We start from the raw sequence: 16,890 nt of genomic DNA, 5'->3' as shown, positions 1-16,890 counted from the left end.
TAAACATAGCTAAAACAAGCGCCAAAAAACATAAAAGCGCAAGGGAAGCAAATCCTCCGCCGTTTTTTTGCGAAATGGGCAAGAGATTGCCTTTCGTTTTATCCTCTGCGTAATTTAAGGGTGGTATTTATTTCGCTTTAAGAGAAAAAGATATTTTGTTTTTTGAAGGTCTTGCCCGGCGCTTTTGGCAGGCGCGAGAAAAAAGCCGCCAAATCGGGCTTGTGGAAATACAGCTTTATGGCCTTGTGGAAATATAACTCTGCCGGCGGCAGCGTTTTGCCGCTTGGCGGAGGGCTTTTTGTTTGGGGTAATGGCGAGGCCCCGCCCGTCGGCAAAGACTCACGGAAAGGCTATTCCCAAACACAGAAGGTGTTTTTGTTGAAATCAAAAAATTAAAAGAAAAACGGACAATAAAAAACCCCCGGGGTACCGGGGGTAAATTTTGTCGACTTCCAAATTAACGTTTGGAGAATTGGAAGCGTCTTCTCGCTTTGGGCTGGCCGGGTTTCTTTCTTTCGACCATTCTGGGGTCTCTGGTTAAGAAGCCGGCTTTCTTCATGGATTTTTTGTTATCCTCGCCCAGCACCGCCAAGGATCTGGCGATGGCGTGGCGTATGGCGCCCGCCTGAGAAGCGATACCGCCGCCGCATACTTTGACGTTTACGTCAAAATCTTTCTCGGCTTTAAGTTCGCTTAACGGCGCTACTACGGTGTCCTGATATCTGGGGCAACCGCGGAAGTAATCTTCCAATGATTTGGTATTGATCGTTATTTTACCGGAACCTTTCACGAGCTCAGCCTGAGCTACGGAAGTTTTTCTTCTGCCGGTTTTAATCTGTTTGGTTTCCATAGAAATCACCTTTTATTTTGAGAACCTTTCCGCAAAAGAATGCTCTTCACCGTTGAAGATTCTAAGCCTTTTCATTCTTTTAGCGCGAAGTTTATTGTTGTCGAGCATGCGATAAACGGCCAACTCGATGACCTTCGCGGGGTTGTTTTCCATCTGCCTCTTGAAAGGAACTTCTTTAGCGCCTTTCGCGTAGCCGGAGTGGGAGAAATATACTTTCTCCTCCGCTTTTTTCCCGGTTACTTTTATCTTCCCGGCATTGGTAACAACGACGAAATCCCCACAGTCCATATTGGGGGTAAAAGTTCTCTTGTGCTTGCCCATAAGGTAGACGGCCAACTGCGTCGCCAATCTTCCCAAGGTTTTGCCGGCGGCATCGATATGATGCCATTTTCTTCCTGCTTCGGCTTCCTGTACGGAAGGTAAGTATGTTTTGCTCATTTTGTACCTTTTGTGTTTTATAGGATTTGACTCGGGTCCTATTACTCACATAAATTTGCGCTCTTTGCGCCCGCGCTACCACTGCGCGGCCAACTTTTAGTTGAAAAAAGAGGAATGGTTGGGATAGGATTCGAACCTATGTAGGGCACGCCCGACGGTTTTACAGACCGTTGCTTTTGACCGCTCAGCCACCCAACCGTTCCTCTAAAATCTTTTTGGCTCTTATATCGCGGCGAAAATTCCAACGCCGCGTTTTCTTTATAAAAACCGGATAATTTATTATAGCAAAATATTTTGTATCGCTACAAATTATTTTTTCGTTCTTAATAAATTATAGCAAAATTTTTAAAGATCTTTTATTTTCTTTAAAAACTCTTCCCAGGGACAACATTCCCCGCCGCCCTGCGCAAATTCGGCCTTTCCGCCGCCGCGCCCGTTTATCGCGCCGGCAACGGCCTTGGCTATTTTGTTTGCGTCCGCGCCGTCTTTGCAGCTTTTTACCACAAAGGACTTCTTGCCTTCTCTCTCCGTGGTTATTATTACCACCTTGCCTTTGTTTTTGTCGGCCATATTGTCGGCGAGGGTACGGAGTTCCTTTATTTCGCTGTTTTCCGCGTTGAATACTACCGCGCAGACTCCGTCGCTGAAAGTAACCTCGCATTGTGCGGAGTTGTCCGCCCCGCTTAAAAGTTTGCGTTTAAGCTCGGCTATCTCTTTTTTTAGGGTTTGTTCCGTTTCCAGCAACTGCTGCGCCTTCTTGGCCAAATCGTCTACGGTCGTGTTTAAGATTTTGGAAGCCAATATCGCGGCGTTCGAGCCGTGTTTTAAATACTCCACCGCGCTTAGACCCGCTACCGCCTCTATACGTCTGACGCCAGCCGATACCGCGCTTTCCCTAAGTATTCTTATATTCATTATTTCGCCGGTACTCTTTACGTGCGTTCCGCCGCAGAGTTCAAGGCTGGCGCGGTTTTTTGGGTCTTTAAATCCGTCCTTGGAGATAAGAACAAATCTCGCCGGGTCGGCATAAGTTTCGCCCAAAAGCACCGTCGCGCCCAGTTCCTTGGCGTCTTTTAACGGGCGAACTTGGGTTTCCACTTTCAAATTCTGTTCGATTATATTGTTAGCCACGCCCCATACCGCCAAAAGCTGATCGGGCGTGGGGGGCGTGGATATGGTATAGTCGAAGCGGAGCTTTTCCGGCGAAACGAAGGACCCGGCCTGGTGAACTTCATCGCCCAATATTGTTCTTAAAGACGCGTTGAGCACGTGTACCGCCGAGTGATTCGCCGCCGCTTTAAATCTGGCTACGGGATCTACCGCAAGCATTATCGTCTGCCCCTTGTGCAAAGAGCCTTTGATAATGTTCACTTTATGCAAATAAATTTTTTCAAGCGGTTTTTGGGTGTCGCTTATTTTCGCGACGGCTTCCCCGTCAACTTCTATCGAGCCTATATCGCCAACCTGTCCGCCCGATTGTGCGTAAAAAGAAGTTTTATCCGTAACGATATACCCCTCTTTATCAAGAGTATCCGTCGTTTGATAATCCTTGGTAAGCAGGGCGAGTATTTCGGCTTTTTGATTTAAAACGTCATAACCGGTAAAAACCGTTGCGGGCAGTTTCGATTCAAGCTGCTGCATTACCAGCACTTTTTCTTTTTCAAACTCATCGATATCGGCGCGGGAGCTTTCCTTCGCCTTTTTCTGTGCGGCGAAGAACCCTTCTTCATCCAATTTGATGTGTTTTTCTGCCAGGATTTCTTTAGTCAGTTCAAGCGGAAAGCCGTAAGTTTCGTACAAGTTGAAAGCCTCGTCGCCCGATAATTGGCCGGGATTGTTTTTTATGATTTCCTGCAGGCGCTGTTCGCCGTCGTTCAAAGTTTTGAAGAAGGACGTTTCTTCCGCTTTCAAAGCCGATATTATATGGGTTGAACTTGTTATAAGCTGCGGATAAATATCCTTATATATGCTAAGTACGCTCGGCACCAGCAAGTGCATAAAAGGCTGGGTTCTGCCGTGCAATTTGCCGTAGCGCGCCGCGCGCCTTATCAGGCGGCGCAGAATATAGCCGCGGCCTTCGTTCGAGGGTAAGATTCCTTCAGACAGTAAAAAGCTGGACGCGCGGATATGGTCGGCTATAATTCTTAAAGCAGAAACTTCCGCTGATGTTTCCCCTTTTATGGCCAATATCTTTTTGGCGTAATCGATTATCGGGGTAAAAAGGTCTGTGTCGAAAGGATTGTCCACATTCTGCATTACCATACAGAGCCTTTCAAGACCCATGCCCGTATCGATGTTCTTTTGTGGTAATTTCTCCAAAGTGCCGTCCTCCAGGCGGTTAAATTGGGTAAATACCAAATTCCATATCTCCACAAAACGACCGCAGTTGCAGGCGATGCCGTTTTTGGCACAGTCGGGGCAGCCTTTGTCTTCCCCGAAATCGTAGTATATTTCCGAGCAGGGGCCGCAGGGGCCGGTGGGGCCCATAGTCCAAAAATTGTCGGCTTCGTCAAATTCCGATATGCGGCTTTTGTCGATTATTTTTGACCAGGCTTCATAGGCTTCCTCGTCGCGCGGGGCTATGCCGCCTTTGTATATGCTGACGTATAATCTGTTTTTGTCTATTTTAAGCTCGTTGGTAAGATAGTCCCAAGCCCAAGTTATGGCTTCTTTTTTGAAATAATCGCCGAACGAGAAATTGCCCAACATTTCAAAAAACGTCAAATGCCTTTTGGTAAAACCGACATTGTCTATATCCGTGGTTCTAAGACATTTCTGCGAAGTAGTCGCGTTTTTAAGGTCTTTTTTAAGGCCTAAAAAATTAGGTTTAAACTGCACCATTCCCGCCGAGGTGAACAAAAGCGTCGGATCGCCGTGGGGAATAAGAGGGCTGGATTCTATTATCGGTAAGCCCTTTTTATGGAAATAATTAAGAAAACTGCTTCTTACGTTCTGACTTTTCATATATAAATTACCTCAAAATATTATAAAGTATATCATATTGGGACGGAGCGTACCAGAATGAAAACGGCTTTCATAATCAATCCCAAATCGGGCAAAAAGCTCGGCTGCGGGAATATTGAAGACAAGATAAAAAAACATTTCCCGCAGGCGGAAACGGTATTTACCGAATTTAAAGGGCACGCGCGGGAATTGGCCAAAATCTTTGCCCGGGATGGCTTTGAGGCCGTCATCGTCGCGGGCGGCGACGGCACTATAAATGAGGCCGTACAAAGCCTGGCGGGTACTCAAACGGCCTTGGGCGTAATCGCTTTAGGCAGCGGCAACGGGCTGGCGCGGGAATTGGGCTGCCCTTTAGGGTCCTTGGAACAAAGGGTTTCAGCTTTAAAAAAATTCAAAATAAAACAATTTGACTTAGGGCGTGCCAACGGCGAGTATTTTATCAATTTGGCGGGCCTCGGCATGGAGGCTGACATCGCCGCGCGTTTTGACGAAATCGGCGCGGGCGGCAAACGCGGGAAGTGGCCGTATTTCAAAATAGGCGCGAAAGCCTTTTTCGGCTATAAATCGCCTTTGGTTAAAGCGGAAACCGACGGCAAAACATTCGAATTTAAGATAATGTCTTTGGTTTTCGCAAACGGACGGCAGTATGGGAGCAATTTTAAAATAGCGCCCAAAGCTGCTTTCGACGACGGCTTTTTGGATATGACAGTTATACGCCGCTCCAATATTTTTAAATTGGCTCTGGGCCTGCCGAGTTTCTTTTTCCCTTCTTGTAAAATCGTAAGTATTGCCGATACTTATAAAATAAGGAGGGCGAAGGTTTTTCTTGACGGTCCGTTCAGCTATCATATAGACGGCGAGCCCAAAAGAGGAAAAGATTGTTTGGAAATAGAAATATCGCCAAGTGCGGTAAAGGTGTTGTGCGCTTTGCAGGACGGGCGCTAAGGCGGAAGCGGGTATGTAAACGGCGGTAAAATGTCGTTGACAGCCCGTCTAACAAATGATTTAATAAGCACACGGGCCAAACCCGAGGGCATAACTGGAGGATAATTATGAAACTCAAAATTACGGCTAAGAATATTAAACTTACGCAAGCGATAAAGGATTTTACTGCGGCTAAAGTGGATAAGCTGGATAAATTTTTTGACGATTCCGCTTGGGCCGAAATAGTCTTAAGCGTAGACAAGAAAATAAATCAAAGGGCCGAGCTTACCGTCCACGCCGGCCGCAAAAAATTTACGGGGAAATCTATTGAGGAAGATTTGTATAAAGCCATAGACGGCACCATCTTGAAAATAGAGGCTCAGGTAAGAAAGAACAAAGGCAAAGCGGTGCAGAGCAAGAAAGCGGTCGTAAAGGAAGATTTGGCATCCTATTACGGGGCGGTATTCGCGCCGCAAAATGACGTAAAGTTCTCGGTAATCAAGCAGGTTGAAGTCCACCCGATGAATCCGGAAGACGCCGCCTACGAAATGGAAAGGCTGGGATATACCTTCTGGATGTTCATGGACGAGGAATCCAAACAAATCAATCTTATATTCAAGAGATTGGACGGCACGTACGGGCTCATTCAACCCGTGAAAGCGAAATAAGAAGGTAATCCCGTGCCGGAATTTGCCCGTTCCATAACCGTAGCGCAAATGCTCGAGGAAAAGGGGTCGGAGTTGAACCTCGAGCTTTTGTGCGGACGGGAATACATTAACAGGGAAATAAATAAGCCCAGCATCAACAGGCCTGGCTTGGCTTTGGACGGGCATTTAGAAAATTTCCGCTCGGAAGTTATCCAAATCATGGGCCGAGGCGAATACGCTTTCTGCGCGAAACTTTCCTACAAGAAACTTAAGGCAAATCTTAAAAAGATGTTCAAATCTGGCCCGGTGCCTTGCGTCATAGTAACGGCGGGTATGAAGGTTTTGCCCGCTATAAGGCAGGCCTGTAAAGAAGAAAAACTGCCCCTTTTGAGCACTTGTCTTGATACCGCCACTTTCGTATCGGAGCTGATAGCATATTTGGACGATTGCATCTCGCCCAGGACTCATGTGCATGGAGTACTGGTAAAGGTATCGGGTATGGGCGTTTTGATACGCGGCGACGCGGGCATAGGCAAAAGCGAATGCGCATTAGAGCTTATAAAAAGGGGGCATATACTGGTAGCCGACGACGTGGTGGAGATACAGCGCAGGCGCGGCCATACACTGTTGGGGTCGTGTCCGCCGATGCTTAAGCATTATATGGAAGTACGCGGGCTGGGCATATTGGATATAGAACTTCTCTTTGGCGTCGGAGCGGCGATGGACAGTACTCAGATAGAATTGGAAGTCAATTTGGTTGCCCCTAACGGTGAAATAGACCGCTTGGGCATAGAACAACAACGCAGCAGTATATTGGGGGTAGAAATAAATTCTTTAACGATACCGGTAACGCCGGGCAGAAATTTGGCAGTATTGATAGAAGTTGCGGCTTTGAACCAGCGTTTGAAAGGGCAGGGTATAAGCTCCGCCAAAGAATTTAACAAGAGACTGCTGGAAAAAATGAAAGGCAAAAGAAATGGAACAGAGCAAGAGGGGTAAGTTTTTTATAATTACGGGGATATCCGGCGCAGGCAAAACGCAGGCGCTGAAGATATTTGGCGATTTCGGATTTTATTGCGTGGACAATCTGCCTTTGGCTTTGTTTGCGAATTTCAGCAAATATATCAAGAGCAGAAACGACAGCGAAAATATCGCACTCGGCATAGACATAAGGGAAGGCGAAAGCCTAAAAACTCTGCCCGAGGTAATGAAATCCATAAGAAGGCAGGGTTTTGAGCCTAAACTTCTGTTCTTGGAAGCCAATGACGAGGTGCTGGTTAGGCGATTTTCCGAAACGAAACATAAACATCCTTTACAGGAGCAGCTTTTGACCGCTTTGGAGAAGGAAAGGCAGTTTCTTATGCCTATAAAGCAGCTAGCGGACGACGAAATAAACACCAGTAATCTGACTTTGGGCGAGCTGAAAGAAAAGATTTCTAAATTATTGGAAATAAAACGCAGTCAGGAAATGAATATATCGGTCGTGTCTTTCGGGTACAAGCACGGATTGCCGCTTGAAGCGGATTTGGTAATGGACGTACGGTTTTTGAAAAATCCTTATTACGTCGCCGCGCTTAGGGAAAAGAACGGGCTCGACAAAGAGGTTCAGGACTATATAAAAAAATCGCCGCACGCTTTGAACTTCTTAAAGAAGTTTACGGAAATAGTGATTTATCTGGTGCCGAAATATATTAAGGAAGGCAAATCCTATTTGACGATAGCCGTAGGGTGCAGCGGCGGCAAACACAGAAGCGTATTTATGGCGCATTCTTTGGCCGAGATTTTAAGGGAGAAAGGATTTAAGGTTTCGGAGTTTCATAGAGATCTTAACATCGTGAAGAAAGAAACATGGTAAAAGTGATAATAGTAGCGCACGGCTGCCTTGCGCCGGCTTTGCTGGAAACAGCTTCAAATATATGCTGTTTTGAGCAAAAATCGGTGCAAGCTTACAGCGTCAGCGGTAGAGCGGACTTGGATAAAATATCCCAGAACATAAAAGCCAGCGCGCAAGATGCAGAGGTATTGGTTTTGGCCGATACTTTCGGCGGGAGTTCATGCAATATGGCGCTTAATTGCACGAACGGAATGGATAATGTTAAGGTGGTGTGCGGGCTCAACTTGAACATGCTTCTTGCGGTTTTGAACAATATGAGCCGTTTGGAGCTGCCGGCCTTGGCCGCCAAAGCGGTTGAAGACGGCAAAAAGGCCGTATTCAACGCTACGGAGAGCGTGAAATGATGGAAATAACTCTTCTTAGAATAGACAGCAGGCTGATACACGGGCAAGTGGTGCAGGGCTGGTTGCCGGCGGTATCGGTAAAGGAGGTTGTCGTCGTTTCAGAAACGGCGTCGTCAAGCAAACTGATGTCTAAAATGATGCGTATGAGCTTGCCGCAGGAATACTCTCTGCAGATATTCGGCGCCGAAGGCGCGGCGCGGTACTTAAAAGAAGGACCATCGCAAAAGGTTATGGTGCTGGTGGAAGATTTGAAAACCCTTTTTAAATTGATGGATTTAGGCCTTGAAGTTAAAGAAGTGAATATAGGAAATACAAAATATGAAGACGGCAAGAAGCAGTATGGGCAAGGGGTTTTCTTGTCGGAAGAAGAAGTAACCCTTATAAAGCAAAGGGCGGTAAGTACGGGCGCGAGTTTCGTATTGAGGACTCTGCCTACATCTTTGTCCACGAGGTTATTTTAATGGTGGGGCTTTTGCTTATATGCGCCGTTTTGGCTGTTTTGGAACTGGATACCACATATTGGGGACAGGTGCTGATATCAAGGCCGATAGTGGTGGGCAGTGTCATAGGGTTTTTGAGCGGCAATTTCTTTTTGGGTTTGCAGCTTGGCATTTTTACGGAACTTATCTATCTGGACTTTATGCCGATAGGCGGGGTAACGCCGCCAAGCGGCGCGCTAAGCAGCGGGATAGCGGTGATAATGGCGCAGTATTTCGGGCTGGATATATACTTTGCGTTTTTCGTAGGTATAATAGGCGGTTTGGCGTTTTCTTTCGTGGAGAAGGAGCTTCGCCGTTTAAGAACGCGCAATTTGCCGCAGATAGAACACGAACTGAAGACCAATGCCACAAGTGCGGGCAAGGTAATATTGCAAAGTTTATTGCTTCAGTTCTTGGCGGTATATGCGTTTTTGCTGGTGTGCATAAGCGTAATAGGGCCGGCCTTCGGCAGTATAAGCGCGAAGATACCGGAACATTTGCATATAGCTTTTAAATTTTCGTATTTTGTCGTACCGTGGATAGGTTTGGCGGGATTATTGCTGTCGTTTAGTGCCAAGCCGAAATCGGATTAGCATTATGAAGAACGGAATTGGAATTTATTTAAGGATGTTTCTTTTGCAGGGCTTCTGGAATTTTGCGCGTTTGCAAAATATCGGAATGCTCTACATTATGGACCCGGCCCTAAAGCGCATTTACGAAGGGCGCATGCCAGTATATTTACGTGCCAAATCCCGCAATTTGGAGACGTTTAACAGCCACCCCGCAATGAGCGGATACAGCATCGGCGCGATGATAAAACAAGAAGAAAAACTGGCGGAAAAAGAGGGCGAGGAACTGTTGGAAGAAGAGCGGGAATGGCGTATAATAAGGGCCAGTACGGCAAATACTGCCGCCTCGATAGGAGACAGGCTTTTCTGGGCGACTTTAAAACCATTGTCGCTGGTGTTTAGCTTCGTCATTCTGTTTGTTGGACAGGTGGACATATTGCAGGAAGAAGTGTCAACGTCCCAAAGTATAATTGCCGCGTTGCTAGCTTTGGCAGGTTCGCTGTTAATATACAATATCCCCGCGCTGACAATAAAATTTAAAGGCCTGATGGACAGTTATGAAGGCAGCGAGGATAATTTTTACGGCCTTATCAATTTAAATTGGAACAGAATGATAGGCTTCCTTAAAGTATTGGGGCAGATATTGGTTCTGTTTGTAATCTTTTATGCGATATATATACGATTTCGCAAGTCGTCGGTAGATCCGGAATCGATAGCGAGGATATCGCTGTTGGCGGCTTTTTTGATATTGAGTATTTTTATGAGGAAACTAAACATACCCAATATATTCCTTTATTTAACGGCGACCATAGTGTTTAGCCTGGCGGCCTTTTTGGCCTGAACGGAGATTTTTGTGATTAAAGAAAAAATAGAAATAAAGAACAGACTGGGAATACACGCCAGACCCGCCGCAATGATAGCGCAGGAGGCGGGCAAGTACAATAGCGACATATTTATTTCTAAAGACGGAATGGAAGTAAACGCCAAGAGCATAATGGGGATAATGATGATAGCTGCTGAACAAGGCAGTAATATTGAACTTTCCATAAACGGCAGGGACGAAGCCAGCGCGCTTGACGGATTAAAGGCGGTGTTTTCCAAGATATTCGAGGAAGAATGATAATAGTAAAGGGGATAGCGGCAAGCCCGGGGATAGCGATAGGCCCGGCCTATTTGGTAAAGCCGGACAATACTGCGATAGAACGACGGAAAATACCGTCGACCAATATCGGCTGGGAACTGCGTCGTTTTGACGAGGCGGTAGAAAAATCAATGGCCGATTTGGAGGCCAGCCAGGCGCAGGTAAAAACATTGTTCGGCAGCAAATACGCCAAATTGATAGCGGCGCATAAACTGATTTTGACCGATCCTCTTTTGATAACCGCCGTAAAAGAAAAGATTGAGAAAGAACAAATAAGCGCGGAATATGCCTTATCGTGCGCGGCGAGGGAACTGACCGTCAAATTTGACGCTTTAAAAGAAGAGCGTTTTAGGGAACGCAAATATGACTTGGCGGACGTCGCAAAACGACTGTTCGAAAACCTGACGCAAAAAAAACAGAATAAATTTTCCGCCATAAAGGAACCTTCCATAATAATAGCGCACAATTTATTCCCGTCAGACACTATTAATTTAAAAAGCAAGAATGTTTTGGGCTTCGCAACCGACATCGGCGGCAAGACAAGCCATACCGCTTTGTTGGCTCAGAGTATGCAAATGCCGGCGGTAGTCGGCCTTTCCGACGCGTCAAGCCAAATAAAAGACGGCGATTTGGTGATATTGGACGGGGAAATAGGCGTAATAATTATCAACCCCGAGCCGAAGATTTTAAAAGAATACAAGGCCGAGCAAATAAAAATAGACAAGGCGGAGGAGTCCCTCCAGCAGATAAGTTCTTTGCCGAACGAAACTAGCGACGGCCATAAAGTATCTTTGTATATCAACTACGATCCGCGCCGCGATTTTAAGGCATGGGATAATTTCCGCTCGGACGGGCTTGGCCTTTTGAGGACCGAATTTATTTATATGGACAGATTCGATCCTCCTACGGAAGAAGAACAATATCAAATCTATAAAAAGACTGCTTTGCGCTTTGACAAACGCCCCGTTACCATAAGGCTGGCGGATTTGGGCGGCGATAAAATAACGCAGCTCGGCCTTGGTCGGCGCGAGAAAGAGGATAACCCATTTATGGGCTGCCGCGGCGTAAGGTTATTTTTAAAATATCCCGAACTGATGTACACTCAGTTAAGGGCGATAGTCAGAGCTTCGGCCGAGGTGGAAGCGCGGATAAAGATAATGATACCGATGGTGTCCTCGGTAGAGGAAGTGAAGGAAGTAAAGAAAGTTCTAAAAGCGGTTATCAAGGAGATGGAAGACCAAGGCAAAACGCCCCGCCAGCCGGTCAGCTTGGGTGCGATGATAGAAGTCCCCTCGGCGGCTTTGAGCTTGGACGGGATATTGCCGGAAGTGGATTTTGTTTCCATAGGGACCAATGATTTAATACAATATTTAATTGCGGTGGACAGAGTCAACCAAGAAGTGGCGGAACTTTATGATCCTTGCCACCCGGCGGTGTTAAGAACGATAAATTTTATAGTTCAAGCCTGCCGCAAGAAGGGCAAGCCGGTAAGTATTTGCGGGGAGATGGCCTCGGATCCAGATATGGTGCCTTTCTTGATAGGGCTGGGCGTGGATATATTATCTCTGTCGCCAAGAATGTTTTTAAGGATAAAGAGTGCTTTAAGAGGTCTGAATTTTGAGGATTGCTCCAATTTAGCGCAGGCCGCTATATTGATGAGCAGCTCCGAGGAGATAAGAAATCTTAAAGATACATATAACGGCAATGAATAAAATTCGTAATTTTTCGATAGTAGCACACATAGATCACGGCAAGACGACCCTATCCGACAGGATATTAGAAGATACAGGTACAATTCCCAAACGCAAAATGACGGCCCAGCTTTTAGACGGTATGGACCTGGAACGCGAACGCGGAATAACGATAAAAGCCAAAGCTGTAAGAATAAAATACAAGGACTATATTTTAAACCTTATAGACACGCCGGGCCATGTGGATTTTTCTTATGAGGTGGCGCGTTCTTTAAGGGCTTGCGAGGGAGTATTGCTGCTGGTTGACGCATCTCAAGGAGTGGAAGCACAGACGGTGGCGCATGCCCACTTGGCTCAGAGTTTGGGTTTAAAGATAATACCGGTAATAAATAAAGTCGATTTAAATCAATCGGACGCGGATATAGCCGAAGAACAATTGTGGGAAGTATTAAAAGAACCCATTACGGCAGAGCGAGTCAGCGCGAAGACCGGCCTTGGCATAGATCATTTGCTTGAAAGAATAGTTGAAGACGTGCCCGCGCCGCAAGGGGAAGTAAACGCGCCGGCGCGCGCTTTGATTTTCGATTCTTATTATGACGCTTTCCGCGGAGTAATAGTCTATGTCCGTATGATAGACGGCAAGATAAAAGCGGGGCAAAGTCTAAAGTTGATGGCTTCGGGTTTTTGTTCGAAGATAGAGGAAGTCGGTATAATGACGCCTAAGCTGGAAAAGTGCGCTTCTCTTCAAAGCGGAGAAGTAGGCTATATAATAGCCGGTATAAAAGACATTCATCAGGTGCAGGTGGGCGATACGGTAACTACGGTTGATAACCCGGCAAGCACGCCTTTGCACGGATACAGCGAAGTTAAGCCGGTGGTTTTTGCCAGCATATTCCCGGTGGAATCTACGGAGTATCCGTTGCTTAGAACCGCTTTGGAAAAACTTAATTTATCGGATTCTTCTTTCAGCTATCAAAGCGAGACATCGAAGGCTTTGGGCTTCGGTTTCCGTCTGGGTTTTATGGGGCTTTTGCATATAGAAATAGTAAAAGAAAGGCTTGAGAGAGAATTCGGCCTTTCTCTTATAGCGACGAGTCCTAACGTAATATATCAAGTTAAGTTCGTTTCCAGGAAAACCCACCCGCAGGAACTCGCGGCCTTGGCCGACGCGGGCGATGGTTATAAATGGATAGATAATCCCGCCAATTTTCCGCCGTACGGTGACATAATAGACATTAAAGAACCTACAATCAAAATAAAAATAGTTACGCCGATAGCTTATATGGACGGCGTAATGACTTTGTTGAAAGAGAAACGCGGAATATTTATCAGTCTCGACCATTTGTCCAGCCAGCGCGTGATGATAAATTATTATATGCCTATGGCGGAAATGGTGATAGACTTTTACAATAAACTCAAATCGGTGTCCAAGGGTTACGCCTCTTTTGATTACGAAATAGACGAATACCGCAGCGCCGACGTGGTGCTGATGGAAATTTTGATACACGGCTCACCGGTTGACGCGTTGTCGGTAATCACACATAAGGACAAGGCGGTAACGCGCGGGCGTTTGTTGTGCGAGAAGCTGAAAGAACTTATCGGCCGCCAACAATTTGAAGTAGCGGTACAGGCGAGAGTGAACGGTAAGATAATCGCTAGGGAAACTATCCCTGCTTACCGCAAAGACGTTATTGCCAAATGCTACGGCGGCGACATAACCAGAAAACGCAAACTTCTCGAAAAACAAAAAGAAGGCAAAAAGAGAATGAAGAGCATCGGCGCGGTGGATATCCCGCAGGAGGCGTTTATCGCTATGCTCAAGATAGAGGAATAAGATTTCTCTGTTATGTAAAACGGCCGCTTTAAAAGCGGCCGTTTTTTTGTGATATAAATATAAGAATTCTATTCTGCAATTGGGCGATAGTTTGTATTAACTCGAAATAAAATCCCGCTTGATGCGGGATTAAAATCAACCTTTGATTTGCTCTTTTATCAAAGCCGTCTTTTTGTCTATTATTTTATTGAAGACAAAATCGCTCAGGCAGTAAAACGGACTGGCGAGCATAGTAAGATAGATTGTTCTTTTGGGTATTTTTTCTATTTTATTTTTATCCAAAATATTTTTTGAAGAGGCAAGTAAAAGAAGAGTATCCAAACTCCAAATCACCGGCCAAGCCACGGAAGCTCTGTCTAAGAAACGGTATTTTGGTATTTCCTGCATAAAATCTTTAGCGGCGGCGAGATTGTTTACTCCCCAAGTAATCCATTTAAAAATAACGGGTTTAAGTTTTTTGTAAGTTTTCTTTTCCAATAAATCTTGTGGCATTAAGTTGTTTTCAGTTAAGTCGGTGAGGGGGAGATAAATCCTCCCTATTTTTACGTCCTGCGCCAAGTCCCTAAGGATATTGGTAATTTGCAGAGCCATACCGATTTTTTTCCCGTTTTGAATAAAGGTGTCATTATCTTTTCTGTTAAGGATAAGTTTCGACCAAAAAACGCCAGGTTCTCCGCCCATATGCTCGCAGTAAATCTGAGTGCGGGCGGTATTAGGTGCGGCTTTCAAAAGGCCGCTTTCGCTTTCCGGAAAATAGGAAAGATCCCATTGCATTGCTTTGCAAACGGCATTAACGACGTGCAAAGTTATTTCTTTATGATACGAAGATAAATTGTTGAACGCATCAAGGCAAACCGACAAGTTTTTTAAAAGCAGGCGTTCGCTTTCGTGTAGATTATTTTTCTTTGGCAAAGCGGATTGCAATTCTCTAAGCAAATCGGGGTCGGAAGTTTCCACCAGCTTCGGATATATATTTATAAGATGTAATCTTTTATCCAGAGGGATTATTTCCGTATCGGCGATACTGTCGGCGGCGCGGCATATCAAATAAGCGCAGGAAAAAACTTTGCTCTTTTTTTTCGGCATAAACTTTGCGCTTAAGTATAAACTTCGCGCGGTGCTTTTAAGCAAGAAATCTATATCCATAATCAGATTGTAGCAAAGTTTAAAGGCTGTGATGAAAAAAGTTTAAATTGTTTTGCCTTAAGGACAGTTGTTTTTTTATTTTTATAAGCGCGGGATAAGATATTTGTTAATATATATATAGGTATAATAAGAATATTATATATATAATAGGAATATAAATATTGATGTTGACAAAATAAAAACAATTGTGCTATACTAATAATATAATAAACGCGGCGGTCAGCCGGTTTAAGAGAAGTAAAGAAAGACCCTTTTTAAAAATAATAAAATAGGGGTTGACAATTTTTCGCTTTAATGCTATACTATAAAGGTAGCGAGAATGAGCCGCTGTTAAAACGAAAGAGTTTGACAAGCTCAAATAAAAAAGATATACTTATTATATAAAGCAGGAAAGAAACTTAGGTCACAAAAAATTAGAGTTGACAAGATTTCAAAACAAATGCTATAATAAATAGGTAGTCAGAAAAACATAAGCCCAGCTTTTTTAAGATATTAAAAAAGCGCTTGACAAAAGAAAGCAAAAATGCTTTAATAAAAGAGTAGTCAAGAATTGATCTTTAAATTAGTACAGATTTTAAGTTTTAAAAAGTAGTTGACAAAATAAATTAAATTTGTTTTAATATAAAAGTAGTCAGCAAGAGATGTTTGGAAGCATCTAAAAAGGTCAAGCAAAAAAAGCTTGACAGACTTAAAAAGATTTTATACAATATTCTTGTAGCCTAAAAACGGCTGCGGGAAAGAAGACAAAATTTCCAATTTACTTCTCGAAAGAGAAAGTAAACGAGGGAATTTCGCTCTCTGAAAATTTGATCGCAAATGTGCGAATGGGCAACTTGAAGCGGGTGATACAACCGCAAGGGGTATCAGCCGATCGAGTGACATTCAAACATGAACTTATATATACCTTATATAAGGTCAACGTTTAATTCTAATGAAGTACAACAAATAAAAGAGTCAAAAGTCAACAAATCTTCGTTAAGCGTTGCGGATGCTTAAGCACTTAGGTGTTTAAACATCTTCAATTTTAATGGAGAGTTTGATCCTGGCTCAGAGTTAACGCTGGCTGCGTGCATAACACATGCAAGTCGAACGGGGATTATTAGTGTAGCAATACATTGATAATTCTAGTGGCAGACGGGTGAGTAATACATAAGGAATCCACCTGAGAGTGGGGAATAACTGGCCGAAAGGTTAGCTAATACCCCATAATATAAGGAAGTGGCATCACTTTTTTATTAAAGGTTTTTCGCTCTCAGACGATCTTATGGTCTATCAGCTAGTTGGTAGGGTAACGGCCTACCAAGGCTACGACGGATAGCCGGCCTGAAAGGGCGACCGGCCACAGGGGCACTGAGACACGGGCCCCACTCCTACGGGAGGCAGCAGTGGGGAATTTTGGACAATGGACGAAAGTCTGATCCAGCAACGCAGCGTGAAGGACGAAGGTTCTCGGATTGTAAACTTCTTTTGCAGGGGAAGAAAAAAATGACGGTACCCTGTGAATAAGCCACGGCTAACTACGTGCCAGCAGCCGCGGTAAGACGTAGGTGGCAAGCGTTACTCGGAATTACTAGGCGTAAAGCGCACGTAGGCGGAAATTTAAGTCTGTTGTGTAATCTCTGGGCTCAACCCAGAAACTGCAACGGAAACTGGGTTTCTTGAGTGAGGCAGAGGAAGACGGAATTCCTGGTGTAGCAGTGAAATGCGTAGATATCAGGAGGAACACCGGTGGCGAAGGCGGTCTTCTGGGCCTTTACTGACGCTAAAGTACGAAAGCTAGGGGAGCAAACGGGATTAGATACCCCGGTAGTCCTAGCCGTAAACGATGATAACTAGGTGTGGGAGGTATCGACCCCTTCCGTGCCGACGCTAACGCATTAAGTTATCCGCCTGGGGAGTACGGCCGCAAGGTTAAAACTCAAAGGAATTGACGGGGGCCCGCACAAGCGGTGGATTATGTGGTTTAATT

16 protein-coding genes, 1 tRNA gene and 1 rRNA gene are annotated in these 16,890 nt (G+C 45.0%); 13 read left to right on the top strand and 5 right to left on the bottom strand.

What is annotated here, in order from left to right:
• Positions 1-162 precede the first annotated feature (162 nt).
• Entirely contained in the window at positions 163-396 is a 234-nt protein-coding gene (locus ACQY3M_RS07305) for a hypothetical protein (protein ID WP_428067142.1), read from the top strand.
• Positions 397-457: 61 nt separating this feature from the next.
• On the opposite strand, the gene rpsI is transcribed toward ACQY3M_RS07305, so the two are convergent.
• The 4 genes from rpsI to alaS all read right to left on the bottom strand — a co-directional run bounded on the left by rpsI (position 458) and on the right by alaS (position 4,252).
• Positions 458-850: a 30S ribosomal protein S9 gene (rpsI, locus tag ACQY3M_RS07300; protein ID WP_428067141.1), complete on the bottom strand. Its 393-nt coding sequence runs from the start codon at positions 848-850 to the stop codon at positions 458-460.
• A 12-nt stretch (positions 851-862) separates the two neighbouring features.
• Positions 863-1,288: a 50S ribosomal protein L13 gene (gene rplM / locus ACQY3M_RS07295; protein ID WP_428067140.1), complete on the bottom strand. Its 426-nt coding sequence runs from the start codon at positions 1,286-1,288 to the stop codon at positions 863-865.
• Positions 1,289-1,403: 115 nt separating this feature from the next.
• Positions 1,404-1,486, bottom strand: a tRNA-Tyr gene (locus tag ACQY3M_RS07290).
• A 147-nt stretch (positions 1,487-1,633) separates the two neighbouring features.
• On the bottom strand, positions 1,634-4,252 hold the full coding sequence (gene alaS, locus ACQY3M_RS07285; RefSeq protein WP_428067139.1) for an alanine--tRNA ligase: 2,619 nt from the start codon (positions 4,250-4,252) through the stop codon (positions 1,634-1,636).
• Positions 4,253-4,309: 57 nt separating this feature from the next.
• Here alaS and ACQY3M_RS07280 point away from each other — a divergent pair, with 57 nt between their 5' ends.
• The 11 genes from ACQY3M_RS07280 (at position 4,310) to lepA (ending at position 13,775) form a co-directional block, all read left to right on the top strand.
• Complete coding sequence (locus ACQY3M_RS07280) at positions 4,310-5,197, top strand: diacylglycerol/lipid kinase family protein (RefSeq protein WP_428067138.1); 888 nt, start codon at positions 4,310-4,312, stop codon at positions 5,195-5,197.
• A 107-nt stretch (positions 5,198-5,304) separates the two neighbouring features.
• Positions 5,305-5,844, top strand: a complete 540-nt coding sequence (hpf, locus tag ACQY3M_RS07275; RefSeq protein WP_428067137.1) for a ribosome hibernation-promoting factor, HPF/YfiA family — start codon at positions 5,305-5,307, stop codon at positions 5,842-5,844.
• A gap of 12 nt (positions 5,845-5,856) precedes the next feature.
• Positions 5,857-6,822 (top strand): HPr(Ser) kinase/phosphatase, encoded by a 966-nt coding sequence (gene hprK / locus ACQY3M_RS07270; protein WP_428067136.1) that lies wholly within the window; start codon positions 5,857-5,859, stop codon positions 6,820-6,822.
• Complete coding sequence (gene rapZ / locus ACQY3M_RS07265) at positions 6,800-7,678, top strand: RNase adapter RapZ (protein WP_428067134.1); 879 nt, start codon at positions 6,800-6,802, stop codon at positions 7,676-7,678. The genes hprK and rapZ overlap by 23 nt, the downstream gene beginning before the upstream one ends.
• The gene (locus ACQY3M_RS07260; protein ID WP_428067133.1) at positions 7,672-8,061 is read left to right on the top strand and encodes a PTS sugar transporter subunit IIA; all 390 of its coding nucleotides are present in this window, start codon (positions 7,672-7,674) and stop codon (positions 8,059-8,061) included. The genes rapZ and ACQY3M_RS07260 overlap by 7 nt, the downstream gene beginning before the upstream one ends.
• Positions 8,058-8,522: a PTS sugar transporter subunit IIB gene (locus ACQY3M_RS07255; RefSeq protein WP_428067132.1), complete on the top strand. Its 465-nt coding sequence runs from the start codon at positions 8,058-8,060 to the stop codon at positions 8,520-8,522. Before ACQY3M_RS07260 ends, ACQY3M_RS07255 begins: the two co-directional genes overlap by 4 nt.
• A complete protein-coding gene (locus ACQY3M_RS07250; RefSeq protein ID WP_428067131.1) occupies positions 8,522-9,133 on the top strand; it encodes a PTS sugar transporter subunit IIC in 612 nt (203 codons plus the stop codon). The genes ACQY3M_RS07255 and ACQY3M_RS07250 overlap by 1 nt, the downstream gene beginning before the upstream one ends.
• Positions 9,134-9,137: 4 nt before the next feature.
• Complete coding sequence (locus tag ACQY3M_RS07245; RefSeq protein ID WP_428067129.1) at positions 9,138-9,950, top strand: PTS system mannose/fructose/sorbose family transporter subunit IID; 813 nt, start codon at positions 9,138-9,140, stop codon at positions 9,948-9,950.
• Between the two features lie 12 nt (positions 9,951-9,962).
• Positions 9,963-10,229, top strand: a complete 267-nt coding sequence (locus ACQY3M_RS07240) for an HPr family phosphocarrier protein (RefSeq protein ID WP_428067128.1) — start codon at positions 9,963-9,965, stop codon at positions 10,227-10,229.
• Positions 10,226-11,962 (top strand): phosphoenolpyruvate--protein phosphotransferase, encoded by a 1,737-nt coding sequence (gene ptsP / locus ACQY3M_RS07235; RefSeq protein ID WP_428067127.1) that lies wholly within the window; start codon positions 10,226-10,228, stop codon positions 11,960-11,962. Before ACQY3M_RS07240 ends, ptsP begins: the two co-directional genes overlap by 4 nt.
• On the top strand, positions 11,955-13,775 hold the full coding sequence (gene lepA, locus ACQY3M_RS07230) for a translation elongation factor 4 (protein ID WP_428067126.1): 1,821 nt from the start codon (positions 11,955-11,957) through the stop codon (positions 13,773-13,775). The genes ptsP and lepA overlap by 8 nt, the downstream gene beginning before the upstream one ends.
• A 135-nt stretch (positions 13,776-13,910) precedes the next feature.
• On the opposite strand, the gene ACQY3M_RS07225 is transcribed toward lepA, so the two are convergent.
• Entirely contained in the window at positions 13,911-14,921 is a 1,011-nt protein-coding gene (locus ACQY3M_RS07225; RefSeq protein WP_428067125.1) for a squalene/phytoene synthase family protein, read from the bottom strand.
• A gap of 1,024 nt (positions 14,922-15,945) precedes the next feature.
• Here ACQY3M_RS07225 and ACQY3M_RS07220 point away from each other — a divergent pair.
• A 16S ribosomal RNA gene (locus ACQY3M_RS07220) occupies positions 15,946-16,890 on the top strand; the annotation flags it as partial.

Source organism: Candidatus Proelusimicrobium volucris, assembly GCF_959605025.1.
GTDB classification, from domain to species: domain Bacteria; phylum Elusimicrobiota; class Elusimicrobia; order Elusimicrobiales; family Elusimicrobiaceae; genus Proelusimicrobium; species Proelusimicrobium volucris.
This window is presented reverse-complemented; position numbering and strand designations above follow the sequence as displayed.